Genomic DNA, 18,335 nt, shown 5'->3' on the forward strand with positions numbered 1-18,335 from the left:
TTCGCCACGGCTCAGACCGGTTTGCTGGCTTCGATGAAGCGGCGCAGCGCCGTCGCAGCATTCAGCATGTGCGCCCGCATGCGCCGCGACGCCATATCGCCGTCACCCTCAGCAATTGCCTGCATGATGGCTTCGTGCTCCGCTCGTGATCGATCGAGGCGCTCGTCCTGCTGCAATTGAGCGCGGCGGAAGGCGGTCAAGCGACTGCGTATGGCAATCGCCTGTTCGGCCAGAAAGCTGTTATGCGTCGCGTGGTAGATCGCCTCGTGAAAGGCGCGGTTGAAGGCGTCATAGGCATCGAAATCGCCCTTCTTCACGATCGTTTCGGAGGCATCGTGCAGCTCGATCAGGTGGCTGCGCTCCAAAGGCGTCATGCGGTAGGTGGCAAGCCGCACACACATGGCCTCGATCTCCGCCACCGTCTCGAACATCTCCATGATGCGCTCCGGTGTCATGCGGGCGACGACGACGCCGCGGCGCGGCCGCACCTCGACCAGGCCGCTCACCGCCAATTGCCTCAACGCCTCGCGAACCGGTGTGCGCGAAGCACCAAAGCGATCGGCAAGATGCTGCTCGTCGAGTGCCGCGCCTGCCTCGAGCCTTCCGGTCGCGATCTCATCGGCCAGGGCGTTGCGGATACGGTCCGACAGCAATTCGCGGTTGTCAGCGGAATCCTCGAACCCATTGGTCATTCCCGATCTCCTGGCATTTTGCCCCATCTCGTATGCAATGTCGCTATTGTTCTGCTACCTTGCATGCAGAATGACTATCACGCAACTGTTACGCATTCAATGATTGACCATCCTGAGCAGTAGGAATACAAAATCCCTCATGAAACGCCCTCCCGCATACGCAGGGCGGCCAGAATGCCAGACCAGAATGCAAGCAGAGCAGATTTTGTCCGAGCGCTTCGGCGGAATGCTCTTTTCAACGACAATGACATCGCGAGCGAGCCCTCGGCCGGAAGGCCTTCCGCTGCCGACTTCACCCCTTCGATGCAAAGGATCAGGACCATGATGATAACCAGACGGAATTTCTCGGCAGCACTTGTTGCCGGCGCCGCCGCCTCTCTCGTTTCCACCAGCGGCATGGCCGCCACCAACGTTGCTGGCGGTTCGGCAACCTCAGCCCCGCAAAAGGCGCGTAATGTCGTGTTGGTGCATGGGCTTTTTGCAGACGGCTCCTGCTGGTCGGAGGTCATCGCGCGGCTGCAGGCAAAGGGGCTGAACTGCACGGCGGTGCAGAACCCGCTGACCACATTGCCCGAGGCCGTTGCCTCGGTCCAGCGCGTTCTCGATCGCCAGGACGGCCCGACCGTGCTTGTCGGTCATTCATTCTCCGGCATGATCGTCACCGAGGCAGGCATGCACCCGAAGGTCTCCTCGCTGGTCTATGTCGCGGCCCGTGCGCCCGATGCCGGCGAGGATTACACGGCGCTTGCCAAGACCTATCCGACGCCGCCGGCATCGGCTGGCATCGTCTTTGACGGCGACGAGGGCCGCCTGAGCGAAGAAGCCTTCCTGCGCGACTTCGCCGGCGATTTGCCCGAAGCCAAGGCCAAGGTCCTCTATGCCGTACAGGAGCCGTTCCACAAGGAACTCCTTACCGGCAAGACGACCCAGGCCGCATGGCATTCGAAGCCGAGCTGGTATGCGGTCTCCACCGAAGACCGGACGATCAATCCCGACCTCGAACGCTTCATGGCCAAGCGCATGGGCGCCAAGACCATCGAGGTGAAGGCAAGCCATCTTGCGCTGATCTCTCACCCGGATACGATCGCCCGCCTGATCCTCGAAGCGGCCGGCCACTAGAGCGGTTACGCGTTTCACGGAATCGCCCAACCGCTCCATGCTATTGTTTTTGCGCAATCCCGGACGGAAAACCGCTTCGCACTTTTCCCGGAATTCTCTAGGCCGACAGGCTGCCGGCCTATCCCTTCCTGGCGAATTCGGCCTGTTCCGCACTGACAGCGACAGCGACGGCCCTTGCCGCCGCTCGCAGCCAATCGGTGCCCCGCTTATCGAGATCGGCAACAATGCCTGGCAGGTGCGAGGCATCGTCGGCGTGGCAGTTGGCGATTTCGAAGCCCATTAGATCCAGCATCTCAGGCGCCAGCAGCACCTGCATATCTCCGTCGACTTCGATCTTGCGGCTGTTGGGTGATAGACGGCGGACCAGAAGCTTGCCGCTCACCTGGTAACGTGGATCGGGCGAGCGCGCCCGTCCCGCGGCGATAACACCCGTATGGATCGTCTTGTCCGAGGGGTTATGCTTGAGCGACCAGCCAGACTGTAGCAGCGCCTTGACTTCGCGCAGGACAGGACCGCCGCGCCATTCGACATAGGCGACGAAACGCGGACGGCCCAGACTGCCGGTGCCGGCCGTGCGCGGCTTTGCCTCGAATTCTGTCATCGGATCCGGCAATGCCCTGCGCAGCGCCTTCAGATAGGGCTCCGGCACCGGGTCTTTCGCCGGTGGCAAACTGCGATACTTCTCCCAGAAAGCCCTGCGCTCGGCATTCGACAGCAATACCTCATTGCGCAGCCGTTTGTAATCGCGCTCCAGGATGACGGGAGACGGCTGCCGCAAACCGCGGCGATAGCCTCCAAGAATGGCATCGGCGATGGCGCGCGGCGTCGGACCATCATTGCCCCGCGCCAGAATCGCGCTGGTCGCCAGGCGCACGAGATCGAGCGCGTAAGGCATGACGGCGGCCTCGTCGAAATCGTTGGCGCCCCATATCAGCCGCCCCTCCTCGTCACGCCAAGTGCCGAAATTCTCGAGATGCGTGTCGCCGATCGCCAATATCTGCGGCGCACTCGCGAGATCGGGGCAGATCTGGAGGATGGTTTCGGCCCAGCGCCAGTAGGTTCCGCGCAGGAATGAGAAGCTGTCTCTCTTCATGAGCTTGTGCTTCTTTGTCAGGCCGGACCCGACCAGATCGTCGCCAAGCTGCGCCCGCATCCAGGTCTCGTAGGCCGCCACCGATTGCAGGATCGTCGTCATCGATGCCCCTCGCCATGTATTCTCTGGTTTCGGATAGCATGATGCTGCCATTGAGGAAATTGGATGTCGGCCGCAGAAGCGGCAGAGGCTTTGCTTTTCCAAAGCATGACCCTTGTTCTCGCCGCCTCTCCATGCCAATTTCGCACCCGCGAAGAGGGGATGGTATGACAGAGGCAGACAGCGGCGATTTTCGGGCCCGCATTAGAACCAGCTTCGAGCGGCAGGCCGCGATGGCGACCATCGGCGCGGAACTGACACGCGTCGAACATGGCGCGGTCGAGATCGAGCTGCCGTTCGACGTCAAGCTGACGCAACAGCACGGCATCCTCCATGCAGGCATCATCGCCGCCGCGCTGGATTCCGCCTGCGGATTTGCGGCCTATAGCGTCATCGATCCCTCTGCATCTATTTTGACAATCGAATTCAAGATCAACCTGATGTCGCCGGGACGCGGCGAGCGTTTCCTGTTTCGCGGCGATGTCACCAAGCCGGGCACGACGATCATCGTGGCCGATGGACGCGGCTATGCGATTGGCGACGGGCCGGCCAAGCTGATTGCCTCGATGACCGGAACGATGATGGTCATCCGTGGCAGAGAGGGAATTAGCGGATGAAATTCGAATTGAAGCGCGTTTCGGGCAAATCGATCCTGTTCGTCATGGCGGCCGAGGCGGAATATGGGCCCTTTCTGCGCTCGCGCATCGATCCGCTGATGACCGGCGTCGGCCCCGTCGAGGCAGGGATCGCGCTCACCCGCGCATTTGCCCAGCTCGAAGCCCAGGACGACCTGCCCGATCTCGTGGTTTCGCTCGGCTCGGCCGGCTCCGCCACGCTGGAGCAGACCGAAGTCTATCAGGTCAGCTCCGTCTCCTACCGCGACATGGATGCCTCGCCGCTCGGCTTCGAGAAGGGTCGCACGCCGTTCCTCGACCTGCCTGCCACGCTCGAACTGCCGTTGCGCATTCCCGCTATTGCCGAAGCGAGCCTTTCCACCGGCGGCAACATCGTGTCCGGCACGGATGCCTACGAGCGCATCGGCACCGACATGGTGGACATGGAAACCTTCGCGGTGCTGCGCGCCTGCCAGATCTACGGCCGTCCGCTGATCGGGCTGCGCGGCATTTCCGATGGGCAAATCGAATTGCAGCGCATTTCCGACTGGACGGAATATCTGCACGTCATCGACCGTAAACTGTCCTATGCCGTCGACGGCCTGTTTACCGCATTGGAAGACGGCGTATTCTGGTTTTAACGGATCAAAACCGCCCTATGTGAGGACAATCGGGACAATAAAATCGGCTCCGGCATGATTTGCCCGATTGCCAGCGAAAGCGCTTTTCATTAAAGGCTCGCCATGACCCAGACAGCACATCCAGACACCGTTCTCATCGTCGATTTTGGCAGCCAGGTGACGCAGCTCATCGCACGGCGCGTGCGCGAAGCGGGCGTCTACTGCGAAATCGTCCCCTTCCAATCCGCCGAAGCCGGGTTCAAGCGGCTGCAGCCGAAGGCCGTGATCCTGTCCGGTAGCCCGGCCTCGACCGTGGACGAGGGCTCACCGCGGGCGCCGCAGATCATCTTCGACAGCGGCATTCCGGTATTCGGCATCTGCTACGGCCAGCAGACCATGTGCATGCAGCTCGGCGGCAAGGTCGAGAGCGGCCATCACCGCGAATTCGGCCGCGCCTTCCTCGACGTCAACGAGGATTGCGCGCTGTTCGAGGGCCTCTGGTCCTCCGGCTCGCGTCATCAGGTCTGGATGAGCCATGGCGACCGCGTCACCGCGTTGCCAGAAGGCTTCGAAGTGGTCGCCACCTCCTCGAACGCACCCTATGCCTTCATCGCCGACGAGAAGCGCAAATATTATGGCGTGCAGTTCCATCCGGAAGTCGTTCATACGCCCGACGGCGCCAAGCTGATCGGCAATTTCATTCACAACATCGCCGGCCTCAAGGGCGACTGGTCGATGTCGGCCTATCGCGCCAAGGCCGTGCAGGCAATCCGCGATCAGGTCGGCGACAAGCGCGTCATCTGTGCCCTGTCAGGCGGCGTCGATTCTTCCGTCGCAGCACTGCTGATTCATGAAGCAGTCGGCGACCAGCTCACCTGCATCCTCGTCGACCACGGCCTGATGCGCAAGGACGAGGCGGCCGGCGTCGTCGCCATGTTCCGCGAGCACTACAATCTGCATCTGCTCCATGTCGATGCCTCCGACCGCTTCACCGGCGAACTGGAGGGCGTCAGCGACCCCGAGACCAAGCGCAAGATCATCGGCCGGCTCTTCATCGAGACCTTCGAAGAAGAGGCCAAGAAGCTCGGCGGCGCCGATTTCCTCGGCCAGGGCACGCTCTATCCGGACGTGATCGAAAGCGTTTCCTTTACCGGCGGCCCCTCGGTCACCATCAAGTCGCACCACAATGTCGGCGGCCTGCCGGAGCGCATGAAGATGCAGCTCGTCGAGCCGCTGCGCGAACTCTTCAAGGATGAGGTGCGCGCGCTCGGCAAGGAACTCGGCCTGCCCGATAGCTTCATCGGCCGTCACCCCTTCCCCGGCCCGGGCCTTGCCATCCGCTGCCCCGGCGGCATCACCCGCGAGAAGCTGGAGATCCTGCGCGAAGCCGACGCGATCTATCTCGACGAGATCCGCAAGGCCGGCCTCTATGACGCCATCTGGCAGGCTTTCGCCGTGCTGCTGCCGGTCCAGACCGTCGGCGTCATGGGCGACGGCCGCACCTACGAGTTCGTCTGCGCGCTGCGCGCCGTGACCTCCGTCGACGGCATGACCGCGGACTTCTATCACTACGACATGGAATTCCTCGGCCGCGCCGCGACCCGCATCATCAACGAAGTCCGCGGCATCAACCGCGTCGTTTATGACGTAACATCGAAGCCGCCGGGCACGATCGAGTGGGAATGAGGGGGAGTGCTGCGGAGTAAACCGGGATAAAGCAGCGTGCTAATAGCTATGTTGTCGCTGCAATAGCAGTCGGTAGTCCTCGCGCAACTCTGGCCCTCCGGCAGCGAATGGCGTCAATGCTGAAGACCTGATTCAGATCAAAGTCTGCCGAGCCTCTCCGTGATACCCAACTATCATGTCTGAGATTTATCAAGGCCGTCGTGCCTTCTTGACCGCGCTTGCCGCCGGAGGGGGACTTATCGCAATTGGTGGGGCAACGGCGTTTGTGATGAATGCCCGTGACCTTTCCGGCTATCAGGAAGCTGTCAACGCCACGTGGCGGCACAGCGACAGTACCGATCTGCCGCCGTCATCGGCCCAACGAGAGCTTGTCCGTTATGCCACCTTGGCGGCAAACAGCCATAACACGCAGCCTTGGCAATTTCGGCTCTCGGATCGCTCGATCCTCGTGCTGCCCGATTCCCGGCGTCGCTTGCCCGCTGTCGATCCCGACGATCATCATGTGTTCGCCAGCCTCGGCTGCGCCGTCGAGAACATGGTCCAAGCTGCCCGCGCCTTCGGACTTCGGGCGGTTCCGCGCTACGATCCCGATGAGCGCGGAATTCGGGTCGACTTGGAGGCTGCGCCGCCCGAACGGACAGACCTGTTCGACGCTATTCCGCATCGTCAATCGACGCGCACTGTCTATGATGGGCGCTCGGTCCCGCCCGAACATCTCCGGCTCTTGGAAGCCGCAGGAAACGGTCAAGGCGTGCGGATGCTGCTTTTCACAGAGCGGAAGCAGCGTGAGGAGATCCTCTCCTATCTGGTCGCGGGCAACAGTGCGCAGATGGACGATGTCGCGTTCGTAGAAGAATTGAAATCGTGGATTCGATTCAGCTATGGCTCAGCCCTTTCGACGCGAGACGGCTTGTTTTCGAAATCCTCCGGCAATCCAGTCCTGCCGGATTGGATCGGCCGCTTGATCCTCAATCTGGTGTTCACGAAGGAGGCTGAAAACCGGAATTATGAGAGCCAGCTCAGAAGCTCGGCCGGTGTTGCCGTGTTCGTCTCTGACAAGAACGAACCCGCCTACTGGGCCGAAGCCGGACGATGCAGTCAGCGTTTCGCCCTTCAGGCGACGGCTCTCCAACTCCGGCACGCCTTCATCAATCAACCGGTCGAGGTTCCCGCCGTGCGGGGGCAATTTGCCACCTATCTCGGCATCGGCGATCGTCGGCCGGATCTCGTGATGAGATTCGGGTACGGTCCGGAGTTGCCCAGATCGCTCCGCCGTCCGGTCGAGCACGTCATTCTCCGGACGTAGGGTCGTGATGTCCCTTGAGGCTGACGAAAGCGCGCTTGCCGGAGATTTCGAAAAATCGACCGATCGATATCGATAGTCGCTGAAACCAAGCAGTTTCTGAATCGACTAAACTCTCCTTTGAATTCGAGAGCAGAAATTTCTGACGGATCGGAGAGACGGTTCCTCGTCGTATGCAGAAGCTTTGCGCTTGTAATTCAATGCGTAACGATCAGTAAGAACAATTGAGTGAGAATAGACGGCGAAGGGCACTCTCTGGGCACCTTTCCCGGAAGTGCCCAATCGCCAAATTCAGCAAATCGGGCCCATCCAAGGAATGATGAACGGAGTGGCGCCCTTACTTCACCGTGATGCTCAGACCGCTGATATCGGCATTGACCTGCAGGCCAACCTGCCTGCCTGTGAGTTCGAGTTGGGCGCCCTTGTCATTGGTCATGACGATCATCTGGGCGCCTTTGCCGACTGCGCCACCGCCGCCCGCTGCACCGTAGATCCCCGACACATCCTGAGCGCGACGAATATGGGTAACGGTGCCTTGGAAATAGGTCTTGGAGGCCCCGAAGGCGAGGCCGCCCGAGATACCGCCAATCGAGACGGGATAGCGGCGACCATGGAAGGTCAGCGTGCCCTCGCCTCCGGAACCACCGACGAAGAAGGCAGCCTTATAGACGGCAAAACGGATCGTACCGCTGTCGGCATGCGCGGCGCTGGCAAAGCTAATTCCCGCGGCGGCGATGGTGGCAACTGCGACTGAACGAAATGCGGGCGAAATCTTCATGATGGGCTATTCCTCAAGAGCGCCGCTTACCCAGCCGGCCGGGACGACGTCAGCGTCGTATCAAAGTTATATATGAACAGTTTCGCGCGTCATTAGTTCCAAAGCACGATAATAACAAAGCGTTAGAGCACATATTCGGTCGCGCGCTGCTCGAAGAAATTAGCGCGCGACCAGTTCTCGGCATCGGTCACATGGTCGCAACCAGGTGATTGAAACCTTTCACGAACCTGGCGCCGGTGAACAACTTCGCAATGAAGGCGGAGGACGGGAGACCGTCCAACTCCTCAAGGGAAGTGACGCGTTCATAGCGTCGATGACCGTCTTGCCTTTCCAGTTCGGCAGGGCCTTTGCAACCTCGCGAGGCGGGATATAGCGATCCGACGCCTGTGCGCTTCAACGACAAGGAGACGCTGCTGTTTTCCCGCGCCCGCCAGGTATCGAAAGCCTGGGGAGGAAGCCCCCCTCCTCCCAGTGCCGCTGCCTAGAACCCCAGTGATTGCTGCACAGGTTTCGGCGGCGCGAGCTGGACGCCTTCCAGCTCCAGCATCCGGGCCTTGGCGTTGGAACCGCCGGGCGCCGAAAAGCCGCCGATCTTGCCGCCTGCCGCCAGAACGCGATGGCAGGGGATGATCAGCGCGACCGGATTCTTTGCCATCGCCTGGCCGACATCGCGGGCTGCTTCCGGCCCGACGCCAAGCTGTTTCGCAAGCGTCCCATAGGTGGTGGTATGGCCCCAGGTGACCTGCCGGGCGGCATCGTAGATCTGCTTGAAAAAGGCATCCTGTTCGCCAAGATCGAGGGCGACGCCGGAAAAATCGATCTCTTCGCCCGCAAAATACCGTTTCACCTTGGCGACGACCTCCGCGACTTCAGGCGTCGGCGTGCCGGGATGCGCATTCGGCAGGCGACGCCGAAGCAGGCGTTCGGTCGCCCCGGCATCCTTCGTCGGCAGTTGGAAGCGTATGACGCCGATATCGCTCCAGGCGATGCCGCAGAAACCGCCGGCGGTTTCGAAGATCAGATAGTCTTGCCTTGTCTCGTTCATGACGGACGCTCCGTGTTTCCACTTGTCATGAAAATCGTGCCACGAGCCGTGAAATTCAACCCGATTCTTGTGCAGGGCCGATATTGCCGACATTTTGCCCGTTGAGGAAAACGGCGCCGCCGCGATGACGGCGCCCCAATCCTACCTCGCATCCTGGCGTGTCAGTATCCGCCGCCGGCCGGAGGAGGATTCATCGTCATGTTGCCACCGGAGCCATGCTGGTCCGAGGTGGAACAAGAGGAAACACCGAGACCGACGAGAGCGAGCAAGGCGATCGAGAAGATGGCTTTCGTCAACATGTGAGATCGTTCCTTTTGAAGACGGCACAAATACCCCTGGCGGAGAGTGAACAAATCAAGTGGGCATTTTATTCGATGGCATTTCTAAAATTGAGATTCGGCGGATCGCAGCCAGCCAGTTTACTCGCCCCGATTCATCAAATATGTTCTCTTTTTGTTCTTGATATAGCTGCCATGCGTCCCTATGATGTGCGGATTACCGAAATAGGAGGAGGCAAAGCCGTGTGGCTTTGACGCAATCCCATGAAGAATAAAGACCAGCTCTCGCTCTATCTCAGCGGCGGTTCGTCCAGCCGGACACTACCGCCAATCGATCAAAGGCCAATCAGCGAACTCTATTTTGCAATCCTTCCCGATCCGGAGATCGCCGCAAAGAGTCACAAGCTTGCAGGCAATTTCCATCGACGGTACCGGTTTTTCGCGAAGCCGCGAAAAGCCAATCTTCTCCATGTGACGCTCTATACTATCGGCTCTTTTCGCTACTTGCCCGAAGAGACGGTGTTTGCGGCGATGGAAGCCGCCTCTAGAGTTAGGAAGCCGTCCTGTTCAGTAGTCTTCGACCGGGCTGTCAGTTTCGGCAATGGCGATAATCGCCCGCTTGTTCTATGGAACGAGAATGGAAACACCGAACTCAAGGCGATCTATCAGGAATTGGTCGATGCCATGCGGCTTACCGGCATTGCGCCCATCAAGGAAAAGCCCATCGAGCCGCATATGACGCTACTCTATCAGGGCCATCCAGTTCCCGACACCGTGCTAGAGGAACCTGTGAGCTGGACAGCTAAAGACTTCGTCCTCATCAACAGCCTACAGGGTGAATCAATCCACGAGCATCTTTGCTATTGGACTTTGCGCGACTGAACAGCCCGTTCAAACCTTCGGCTGATTGTCATCCGCCATCACCGCCGCCACCGCATCCTCGACGCTGAAGCTGCAGCGGCTCTCGAGGTCGGCGATGCCGGCTGCCGCCATGAGATCGCGCACCCGATCATGCGCACGAGCGAATTGCACGCGGATGCCGGCGCGGCGCATGGCGCCATCGAACTCCATCAAGGCATCCATCCCCGTGCTGTCCAGATCGAAGCTCTCTTCAAGGCTGAGAACGACGGCCCGCAATCCCGCCTCGCTGCGGCTGCGCGACAGGATCTCGCCGAAGATCGTGTCGGCATTGCCGAAAAACAGCGTCTCGCCTGGTCGCCAGATGACAATGCCCGGCATCTCGGACGCATCGCCGTGCCGGCTGATATCGACGAAGTTGTGACTGCTGCCGAGGCGCCCCAGTCGGGCGACATAGGGCGAGGCCAGTCGATGCATCATCGCGGCAAGCGAGAGTGCGATCGCCAGCAGCATGCCGTTGAGGACACCAAAAATCAGCACACCCGCAGCAGCGCCGATCGCGACGTAGAAATCGCGATGCAGCCGCCGCAGATGCAGGATCGGGCTGGGATCGAGCGCATGCGTGAGGGCTGCAATCACCACTGCCGCCAGCACCGGCTCGGGCAGAAGCGCCACCAGCGGCCCGGCGCAGGCAATCAGAATGGCAAGGCCGATGGCGGCGAAAACAGTGGTTGCGCGTGTCTTCGCGCCGGCCGCCTCGCTGGCGAAACCGGCGGAAAAACCGGCGCCGACGGGCATGCCCTGGACGAGGGCGCTGGCGATATTGGCGGCGCCGAGCGCGCCGAGTTCGCGATTGACCTCCAGCGTCTCGCCATAGCGCAGCGCCAGCGCCCGCATGGTGCCCCAGGATTCGGCAAAGAGGATGAGCACGAGGGGCACTGTAAACTGCACCAGCCGCGAATAGGCCATCCAGCCGGCATCCGGCAGCGACGGCCATTGCGGCAGGATCTCGATTGCACCGACCAGCTTGACGCCATGCGCCTCCAGACCGAACAGGTATGAAGCGAGAATGCCGGCGCCAAGCACGAGGAAGGCGCCGGGAACACCCGGCAATCGCTTGAGCAGCAGCAATGCCGCAAGCGCCACGACGCCGACGGCGACGCTGATCGGATTCCACTGCAGAACCGCGCCGAACAGGGCTGCCGCGTAGATAAAGATGTTCGAGCCCTGCACGGGCACGCCCACGAGGATGGGCAGCTGGTGCAGGATGATGGTGATCGCGAGACCCAGCGCGAAGCCGCGCAGCACCGGTCGGGAAATGAAGCCGGTGATGCCGCCGAGGCGTAAGGCCGAAGCGACGACAAACAGAGCGCCGGCGAGCGCGACGGCGACCGTGGCCAAACCGGCCTTGACCGTGGCGTCACCGGGCATGACCGCCAGCGTCGCGGCGAGAATGGCAGCGGACGAGGATGTCGGAGAGACGATGGCGAAGCGGCTGCGGCCGAACACGGCATAGACGAGACATCCGGCGATGCCGGCAAGAATGGCCCGATGCGGCGGCAGGCCGGCGATGCCGGCGTAGGCAACGGCTTCCGGCAACATCAGGCCGGCAACCGATATGCCCGCAACCAGATCCGCCCTGTCCACCACGAACCAGCTGCTCAGCTTCGTCATCGATCACCGACCATAGGGATGGCTCATCTGTTTATGGATAGAGATTCGCCGCCAAGCTGCAACAGGAAAATAAGCTGGCAAACCTTCGGCTTACACCGCCGCTTCGGCGCCATCGCGCAAGGGACAGCTTCTGCCGATCACTTCGGTGACAAAATCCATGACGGCGCGAATGGCCAGCGAGCGACGCAGATCCGGATAGGTCACGAGCCAGAGATCCCGCGTCGGTGAAGGAGTGGCCACAGGCAAGCGCATCAGCCCCGCTTCGGCATCCCCCAGAAACGCAGGGAGCGCCACAACACCTAGACCGGCACGGGCAGCCTCGAGCTGACCGAAAACATCTGTGGCACGAAACACGATCGGGCGGCCGGCCAGCAGGCTGCGCAGCCAGGTCTGCTGCGTCAGGTGCTCCATCGCCGCGTCGTAGCCGATGAAAGACCAATCCTCCTCAGGCATTTGCGCCACAGCCGGGATGGCATAGAGGCCGAAGCGCATCACGCCGATACGCCGGACAAGCAGATCGCTCTCCTCCGGCCGCGTCATGCGCACGGCGATATCGGCCTCGCCGTAATTGAGGGCGGCGCGGCGTGTAACACCGGCAATGGTCAATGTAATATCCGGATGCTCGGCACGAAAGACGGCTGCTTTCGGGGCCAGAAGATGAGCGGCGATCGATGGCGGCGCGCTGATCTTGACCGCGGCGGAAAGCCCGGCGACAGCGCTTTTCGAATAGCGCCTGATCGCCTCGACATTGTCCTCCATGCCGGCGACCAGTTCGGCGATAGCGCGGCCATCGGCCGTCAGCGGCGACGTGCGCGGCCGCCGGTCGATCAGGCGCAGATCCAGCGAGCGCTCCAGTGCGGCAATGCGCCGGCCGACGGTTGCGTGATCCACGCCCAACTCGCGCGCCGCCGCCGAGAGCGAGCCCGTTCGCGCCAGGGCGGCGAAATGAAGAAGGTCCTGCCAGTCGATCATCGGTGCATTATTGCACAGATATGGTGAACTCATACCGAATTTATTCAGGCTGATGTTTGTGGTCAAAGATTTCCTGAAAGGAGACTTCCCAATGCCCCTAGCGATTGTCATCACCGGCCCCGGCGGCCCCGAGACCATGAAAGCCGTTGATCTTCCCATTACAGAGCCAGGCTCCGGCCAGGCCCGGATCCGTCAAAGCATCTCAGGCGTCAATTTCGTCGACATCTACATCCGCTCCGGGCTCTATCCGCTGCCGCCCGGCCAGAGCGCCCTCGGCTTCGAGGGCGCGGGCGTCGTCGACGCGATCGGCCCCGGTGTCGAAGAGCTGAAAGTTGGGGATCGCGTCGCCTATATCGGCCATCCGCTCGGGAGCTATGCCGAGATGCGCACGCTATCGGCATCGCGGCTGGTGAAACTGCCCGATGGCGTCAGCGAGCGGGTTGCCGGCAGCACGATGCTGCGCGGGCTCACCGCCCACATGCTGCTGCAGAAGGTCTATCCGCTGAAAGCGGGCGAATGGGTTCTCGTGCATGCGGGGGCCGGTGGCGTCGGCCAGCTGGTTACGCGTCTCGCCAAGCGGCTTGGCGCCAACGTCATCGCCACGGTCGGTTCCGAAGCCAAGGCCGGTTTTGCCTATGAGGCCGGCGCGGACACCGTTCTCCTGCACACCGCCGAAGACTGGGTGGAGGAGACCCGCCGCATCGCCGATCGTCGTGGCGTGCATCTCGCTATCGACGGTATAGGCGGTGCCATGCTGTCGCAGACGCTTGCCGCCGTGCGCCCCTTCGGGATGGTTGCGAGCCTCGGCCAGGCTGCCGGACCCATCCCGCCGATCGAGATAGAGGAATTGACCGCGCCGCGCGCCATCGGCCTGTCGCGTCCGAGTGTGCTGACCTATGCCAACGATCCCGAGCTCTACCGACAGGGCACCAAGGCCCTGATGGAATACCTGCAGGCCGGGCTGATCAATCCGATCGGCGCCGAGTACGAACTGAAGGACGCGGCCCGAGCGCATGCGGACCTTGAGGCCGGACGCACGACGGCGAGCGTCGTATTGACGATGTGAGCCCTTTCGAGCGGGGTTGACCACGGCCCCGCTCCCGTGGCGAAGAACCTTCTAAGCCCCACGCACAATCGCATCATCCCGTCAATGGCTTTTGCTGCAAAGCAGCAATTCCATTGACCGGGGCGGCCCTCGCCTGCTACCGATTGTTCGTGGCGCCGCATGGCCGGTCGGCTATCGCCGCCATCTCTATCCGATACGAATCCCGATTTTTCGTGGCAAACAGCATGGACACCGCGCTTGCCGGTGCCCGCAGGCGATATCCCGTGAACACTGCTTCCCAGACCATCCGGTTCAACTCGACCCTGGCTCTCGTTTCCATCGTCGCGCTGACATTCTTCGGCTACCTGGCCATTGGCCTGCCGCTTGCGGTACTCCCGACCTATGTCGATAGCGGCCTCGGTTTCGGCGTCGTCTGGGCCGGCATCGCCATCAGCACGCAATATGTGGCAACCATCGTCAGCCGCGCGCAGGTGGGGCGGCTGTGCGATCAGTACGGGCCGCGCCGTTCGGTCCTGCTCGGTTTTCTCGCCTATGGGCTTTCCGGTATCCTGACGCTCGCCTCCGCATTGACCGTCCATGTTCCGGCGGCGAGCCTGGCATTGCTGCTCGCGGGACGCCTGGCGCTCGGCATCGGCGAAAGCTGGGTCAGCACGGCGGCGATCACCTGGGCGATCGGTCTGATGGGATCGCGCGAAACCGTGCGCATCATCTCCTGGAACGGCATCGCCACCTATGGCGGCATTGCGCTGGCAGCACCCTTCGGCGCCTGGCTGCAAGGCCAATATGGTTTCTTCGCCATAGGCATCGTGACGATCGTTCTCGCCGTTGCCGGGTTCATGCTGGCGCAAACACGGCCGCCCGTACCCGGCGTCAAGGAAAAGGGCATCGGCACCGGCCAGGTGCTGAGCCGCATCGCGCCCTTCGGCGTGGCGCTGGCGCTGGCCTCCAGCGGCTTCGGCGTGGTCATGGCCTTCGTCGCGCTGTTCTTCCACAGTCGCGGCTGGGAGGGCGCCTCCTTCGCGCTCAGCGCCTTCGGCCTCGCTTTCATGGGCGTCCGGCTTGGCCTGGCGCAAGCCGTTGCCCGGTTTGGCGGCCTGCCGCTTACGCGTATCTCGCTTGTCGTTGAGATGATCGGCCTCGCAGCACTCGCCCTTGCGCCCTCGCCCACCATCGCCATTATCGGCGCGGCCCTTGCCGGCGCCGGCTTCGCACCGGTCTTTCCGGCACTCGGCAACGAGGCGATGGAGCGGATTCCACCACAAAACCGTGGTGTCGCGCTTGGTCTTTATTCCATCTTCCTCGACGTCTCGCTCGGCACGACGGGCCCGATCGCAGGCCTGCTCGCCGACCATCTCGGCTATGCCGCGCCTTTTTCCTTCGGTGTCGGCGCCGTGCTGCTCAGCCTTCTTCTGAGCCTCGGCCTGCGCCGGAATCGCCGTCTCTGACAGGCATCGGGGCAATCCGCCTCATTGACGCTCCGAAGCAACAACGGTTGCAGGACGGGGCAACGGCTTGGTATGGGTCTGAGATCATAACCAGCAGGAGGCTCGCCCATGAACGTCACCGAAATTGTCATCGAGGGCGATACTCCGGGGATTGCCTGGCGGCTGCCAGTCCTGCATTTCGCCGGCAGTAAAGCCGACGCGCCGAGGATCTACATCCAGGCCGCGCTCCACGCCGGCGAGCTGCCTGGGACGGCGCTCCTGCATTTCCTCTGCGAACGGCTGCGGCGCGCAGGGTTGGAAGGGGCGATACTTAGCGACATCGTCGTGGTGCCGCACGCCAATCCGATCGGTGCTGCGCAATCGCATTTCGGCGAGATGCAGGGACGCTTCGACCTGGGATCGCGCACCAATTTCAATCGCGATTTCCCGCTGATTTCGTTGCGCGACCGCGATCTGCTGATCGACAATCTCGACCGTTATCCGGCAGTCGACCGGCTGAAGCGCCAGCTGATCCATATGGCGCTCGGCGCCGATCTGGTGATCGATCTCCATTGCGACGACGAGTCTCTGCAATATGCCTATATCGACGAGGCCTTCTGGCCCGAGGCGGCCGATCTCGCCGCCGCCTTGAATATGGATGCCGTGCTGCTATCGGACGGCGAAAGCTCGGCCTTCGAAGAGGCCGTCAGCTTCGCCTGGAAATATGAAGTGCCGGGAGAGAAGAAAGTACCGTTGCCGGGCAAGCTTTCGGTCACAGTCGAATTGCGCGGGACGCGCGATGTCTATCCGGACATGGCAAAGCAGGATGCCGAAGGGTTGTGGCGCTTCCTGGCCGCCCGAGGGGCCGTGCGCGACGACAGCGTTGATCTTGCCGCCTTTACCGGGCCGGCGGTGCCGCTCGACAATATCGAGATGATCCGCGCGCCGCAGGCAGGCACGGTGCTCTTCCATCGCAACATCGGCGAACGCGTCGAAGAAGGCGATTTGCTGGCGACGATCATCACCGCGCCCGGCATGCCGGGTGGGACCATCGACGTCCGTGCGCCACAAGCCGGCCTCATCGTTACCCGCGTCTCGGACCGGCTGGTGCGCCGGCGCGGCGACCTGATGAAGATCGGCTGCGACAGGCCGAGCGCGGTCGCCCGCAAGCCGGGCACGCTCGAAGACTAGCGGCCGTCGATCACCTTGCACCGTATGGCGAAGGCGATGGCGGCCGCCTCCCTGAGAAGCGCGCCGAAGCGACGAACTTGATCCAGAGTGATGGCCATGGCCGCGCGGCCGGCGCGGACCGCTATGCCGAAGATTGTGCGATTTCCTGTCACGATCATGCCTCCGATCGAATTGATGCAGGCGATGTTCAGAGCATCGAAGGCAGCGTCGAAAACGACGCCGCCTCATATATATGTATGCATACTGCATATAAATTAGCTGAATGTCAAGGTCGCCGTTCGACGTTACGTCATGACGGTGATAGGGCACCTGTCCTGGTCGCAGACTCCCTGGTCGCAGACGCGGCAGACCACATCCTGATCGTCCCCGAGATCGACCAAAGCCGGCAGCAGCTTTTCCGCCAGGCGACCGAGTTGTTCGGTCTCCTCAGGCCCCAGCGCTTTGAACGCCCGGCGAATGACGGCGCGGCGGGCGGCGAGGCTCTTGTCAAACAGCGTCCGCCCGCTCTCCGTCAGTTGCAATGATCGGGCGCGCTTGTCGCCTTCGACGCCGCCGGCCCTGAGCACGAGATCCGATGTCACGAGTTGATCGACAAGGCGAACGGTCGCGGAATGGGAGAGCGCAATCAGTCTGCGCAGGGTCTCGATCGTCAGGCCCGGCTCGGTGCCGATCTGGACGATGGCCGCGATGGCGCTCGGCCCAAGGCCGGTTTCGTCGGCGAAGGCCTTTTCCATCTTGTCCACCAGAGCCAGGCTCATGGCGCCGAAGATGTTTTCCAGCCGCGATATTTCCCTATCCGTCGCCATACCCTATTCCACCGCCATAAATATGCATGATGCATATTTACAGGAAAATCAGCTGTGATCGCAACGGCCAGGCGAACCGCTGCTCCATCTGGCCGGCTTTTCCCCGCCTTCGCTTGCGTGCTATGCGCTATCCGACAGCAAGAGACGGATTCGCCATGACGATCACCATTTACGGCATCAAGAACTGCGACACGATGAAGAAGGCGCGGACATGGCTCGAGAGCCACGGCATCGCCTATGATTTCCACGACTACAAGGCCATCGGCATAGACAGGGATCATCTCGAGCGCTGGACGAGCGAAGCCGGGTGGGAAGTCGTCCTCAATCGCGCCGGCACGACCTTCAAGGCTCTGCCGGACGCAGACCGCGCGGACCTGACGAAGGACAAGGCCATTTCGCTGATGCTGGCGCAACCTTCCATGATCAAGCGGCCCGTGCTTGAGGCGGAAGGAAAACTGCTTGTTGGATTCAAGCCCGAAATTTATGCGGCTGTCTTCGGCAAGACCGCCTAGAGGCAAGGCCATGTCAAAGACCACCCGCGCGACGCAAGTGCTGACCCAGGCGAAGGTCGCCTTCACCGTGCATACCTACGACTACGATCCGAATGCCGAACGCGTCGGCATGCAGGCGGCGGAAGCGCTTGGCGAGGAGCCGCATCGCGTGCTGAAGACCTTGATGGCCGAGGTGGACGGCAAGCCGGTCTGTGCCGTCGTGCCCTCAGACCACGAAGTCAGCATGAAGAAGCTCGCTGCTGTCTTCGGCGGCAAATCGGCGAGCATGATGAAGCCTGCGGATGCCGAGCGTCTGACGGGTTACCACGTCGGCGGCATCAGCCCCTTTGGCCAGAAAAAGCTCGTGCCGACCGCCATCGAGGCCCAGGCAATGACGGAGGCCCATGTCTATGTCAACGGCGGCCAACGCGGCCTGCAAGTACGGCTCAGCCCGCAGGATGTATTGGCCGTTTTGAAGGCCAAGGCGGCATCGCTGATTGCCTGATCGGCACCGCGGACTGACAAA

20 protein-coding genes and 1 pseudogene are annotated in these 18,335 nt (G+C 61.9%); 11 read left to right on the forward strand and 10 right to left on the reverse strand.

Annotated features, from left to right (window positions below; all coding sequences use genetic code 11):
• Nucleotides 1-11: 11 nt before the first annotated feature.
• Complete coding sequence (locus GA0061101_RS18845; protein WP_047556309.1) at nucleotides 12-692, reverse strand: GntR family transcriptional regulator; 681 nt, start codon at nucleotides 690-692, stop codon at nucleotides 12-14.
• Between the two features lie 321 nt (nucleotides 693-1,013).
• Here GA0061101_RS18845 and GA0061101_RS18855 point away from each other — a divergent pair, with 321 nt between their 5' ends.
• Nucleotides 1,014-1,811: an alpha/beta fold hydrolase gene (locus tag GA0061101_RS18855; RefSeq protein ID WP_092574473.1), complete on the forward strand. Its 798-nt coding sequence runs from the start codon at nucleotides 1,014-1,016 to the stop codon at nucleotides 1,809-1,811.
• 118 nt (nucleotides 1,812-1,929) lie between these two features.
• Here GA0061101_RS18855 and GA0061101_RS18860 read toward each other — a convergent pair whose 3' ends face one another.
• Entirely contained in the window at nucleotides 1,930-3,006 is a 1,077-nt protein-coding gene (locus GA0061101_RS18860) for a DUF2252 family protein (RefSeq protein WP_092574475.1), read from the reverse strand.
• A gap of 164 nt (nucleotides 3,007-3,170) precedes the next feature.
• On the opposite strand from GA0061101_RS18860, the gene GA0061101_RS18865 reads away from it, so the two are divergent.
• The 4 genes from GA0061101_RS18865 to GA0061101_RS18880 all read left to right on the forward strand — a co-directional run bounded on the left by GA0061101_RS18865 (nucleotide 3,171) and on the right by GA0061101_RS18880 (nucleotide 7,229).
• A complete protein-coding gene (locus GA0061101_RS18865) occupies nucleotides 3,171-3,620 on the forward strand; it encodes a PaaI family thioesterase (RefSeq protein WP_037197294.1) in 450 nt (149 codons plus the stop codon).
• Nucleotides 3,617-4,258: a 5'-methylthioadenosine/S-adenosylhomocysteine nucleosidase gene (locus tag GA0061101_RS18870; RefSeq protein ID WP_047641117.1), complete on the forward strand. Its 642-nt coding sequence runs from the start codon at nucleotides 3,617-3,619 to the stop codon at nucleotides 4,256-4,258. Before GA0061101_RS18865 ends, GA0061101_RS18870 begins: the two co-directional genes overlap by 4 nt.
• A 102-nt stretch (nucleotides 4,259-4,360) precedes the next feature.
• Entirely contained in the window at nucleotides 4,361-5,923 is a 1,563-nt protein-coding gene (gene guaA / locus GA0061101_RS18875; RefSeq protein ID WP_092574477.1) for a glutamine-hydrolyzing GMP synthase, read from the forward strand.
• Between the two features lie 175 nt (nucleotides 5,924-6,098).
• Nucleotides 6,099-7,229, forward strand: a complete 1,131-nt coding sequence (locus GA0061101_RS18880; protein ID WP_037197222.1) for an Acg family FMN-binding oxidoreductase — start codon at nucleotides 6,099-6,101, stop codon at nucleotides 7,227-7,229.
• Between the two features lie 334 nt (nucleotides 7,230-7,563).
• On the opposite strand, the gene GA0061101_RS18885 is transcribed toward GA0061101_RS18880, so the two are convergent.
• The 4 genes and pseudogenes from GA0061101_RS18885 to GA0061101_RS39450 all read right to left on the reverse strand — a co-directional run bounded on the left by GA0061101_RS18885 (nucleotide 7,564) and on the right by GA0061101_RS39450 (nucleotide 9,348).
• On the reverse strand, nucleotides 7,564-8,004 hold the full coding sequence (locus tag GA0061101_RS18885; protein WP_037197221.1) for a lipid-binding SYLF domain-containing protein: 441 nt from the start codon (nucleotides 8,002-8,004) through the stop codon (nucleotides 7,564-7,566).
• A gap of 196 nt (nucleotides 8,005-8,200) precedes the next feature.
• Nucleotides 8,201-8,361: pseudogene (locus tag GA0061101_RS40135) on the reverse strand (NADP oxidoreductase coenzyme); the annotation flags it as partial.
• Between the two features lie 124 nt (nucleotides 8,362-8,485).
• A complete protein-coding gene (locus GA0061101_RS18895) occupies nucleotides 8,486-9,049 on the reverse strand; it encodes a methylated-DNA--[protein]-cysteine S-methyltransferase (RefSeq protein ID WP_047556315.1) in 564 nt (187 codons plus the stop codon).
• Between the two features lie 161 nt (nucleotides 9,050-9,210).
• Nucleotides 9,211-9,348, reverse strand: a complete 138-nt coding sequence (locus GA0061101_RS39450) for a hypothetical protein (RefSeq protein WP_156143646.1) — start codon at nucleotides 9,346-9,348, stop codon at nucleotides 9,211-9,213.
• Between the two features lie 243 nt (nucleotides 9,349-9,591).
• On the opposite strand from GA0061101_RS39450, the gene GA0061101_RS18900 reads away from it, so the two are divergent.
• Complete coding sequence (locus tag GA0061101_RS18900) at nucleotides 9,592-10,209, forward strand: 2'-5' RNA ligase family protein (protein WP_092574479.1); 618 nt, start codon at nucleotides 9,592-9,594, stop codon at nucleotides 10,207-10,209.
• 9 nt (nucleotides 10,210-10,218) lie between these two features.
• Here GA0061101_RS18900 and GA0061101_RS18905 read toward each other — a convergent pair whose 3' ends face one another.
• Both GA0061101_RS18905 and GA0061101_RS18910 read right to left on the reverse strand, forming a co-directional pair.
• Nucleotides 10,219-11,859, reverse strand: a complete 1,641-nt coding sequence (locus GA0061101_RS18905) for a SulP family inorganic anion transporter (RefSeq protein ID WP_092574481.1) — start codon at nucleotides 11,857-11,859, stop codon at nucleotides 10,219-10,221.
• A 90-nt stretch (nucleotides 11,860-11,949) separates the two neighbouring features.
• Nucleotides 11,950-12,864, reverse strand: coding sequence for a LysR family transcriptional regulator (locus tag GA0061101_RS18910; protein ID WP_245297499.1), 915 nt, complete (start codon nucleotides 12,862-12,864; stop codon nucleotides 11,950-11,952).
• Between the two features lie 58 nt (nucleotides 12,865-12,922).
• Here GA0061101_RS18910 and GA0061101_RS18915 point away from each other — a divergent pair, with 58 nt between their 5' ends.
• The 3 genes from GA0061101_RS18915 (at nucleotide 12,923) to GA0061101_RS18925 (ending at nucleotide 16,512) form a co-directional block, all read left to right on the forward strand.
• Nucleotides 12,923-13,897 (forward strand): quinone oxidoreductase family protein, encoded by a 975-nt coding sequence (locus tag GA0061101_RS18915; protein WP_047556319.1) that lies wholly within the window; start codon nucleotides 12,923-12,925, stop codon nucleotides 13,895-13,897.
• Between the two features lie 263 nt (nucleotides 13,898-14,160).
• Complete coding sequence (locus GA0061101_RS18920; protein ID WP_092574525.1) at nucleotides 14,161-15,342, forward strand: MFS transporter; 1,182 nt, start codon at nucleotides 14,161-14,163, stop codon at nucleotides 15,340-15,342.
• 108 nt (nucleotides 15,343-15,450) lie between these two features.
• Nucleotides 15,451-16,512: a succinylglutamate desuccinylase/aspartoacylase domain-containing protein gene (locus tag GA0061101_RS18925; RefSeq protein ID WP_092574483.1), complete on the forward strand. Its 1,062-nt coding sequence runs from the start codon at nucleotides 15,451-15,453 to the stop codon at nucleotides 16,510-16,512.
• Here GA0061101_RS18925 and GA0061101_RS39455 read toward each other — a convergent pair.
• Together GA0061101_RS39455 and GA0061101_RS18930 are read right to left on the reverse strand one after the other, a co-directional pair.
• Nucleotides 16,509-16,664, reverse strand: a complete 156-nt coding sequence (locus GA0061101_RS39455; protein ID WP_162693711.1) for a hypothetical protein — start codon at nucleotides 16,662-16,664, stop codon at nucleotides 16,509-16,511. The two genes, GA0061101_RS18925 and GA0061101_RS39455, sit on opposite strands and share 4 nt — an antisense overlap.
• A gap of 132 nt (nucleotides 16,665-16,796) precedes the next feature.
• Nucleotides 16,797-17,318, reverse strand: coding sequence for a MarR family winged helix-turn-helix transcriptional regulator (locus tag GA0061101_RS18930; RefSeq protein WP_092574485.1), 522 nt, complete (start codon nucleotides 17,316-17,318; stop codon nucleotides 16,797-16,799).
• 155 nt (nucleotides 17,319-17,473) lie between these two features.
• Between GA0061101_RS18930 and GA0061101_RS18935 the strand changes: the two genes are divergently transcribed.
• The gene (locus GA0061101_RS18935; protein WP_047556420.1) at nucleotides 17,474-17,830 is read left to right on the forward strand and encodes an ArsC family reductase; all 357 of its coding nucleotides are present in this window, start codon (nucleotides 17,474-17,476) and stop codon (nucleotides 17,828-17,830) included.
• A gap of 10 nt (nucleotides 17,831-17,840) precedes the next feature.
• Nucleotides 17,841-18,314 carry a Cys-tRNA(Pro) deacylase gene (ybaK, locus tag GA0061101_RS18940; RefSeq protein ID WP_092574487.1) on the forward strand — a complete coding sequence of 158 codons (474 nt, stop codon included), beginning with the start codon at nucleotides 17,841-17,843 and terminating at the stop codon, nucleotides 18,312-18,314.
• Nucleotides 18,315-18,335 lie beyond the last annotated feature (21 nt).

Origin of the sequence: Martinezella lusitana, assembly GCF_900094565.1 — a bacterium.
GTDB lineage: Bacteria > Pseudomonadota > Alphaproteobacteria > Rhizobiales > Rhizobiaceae > Rhizobium > Rhizobium lusitanum.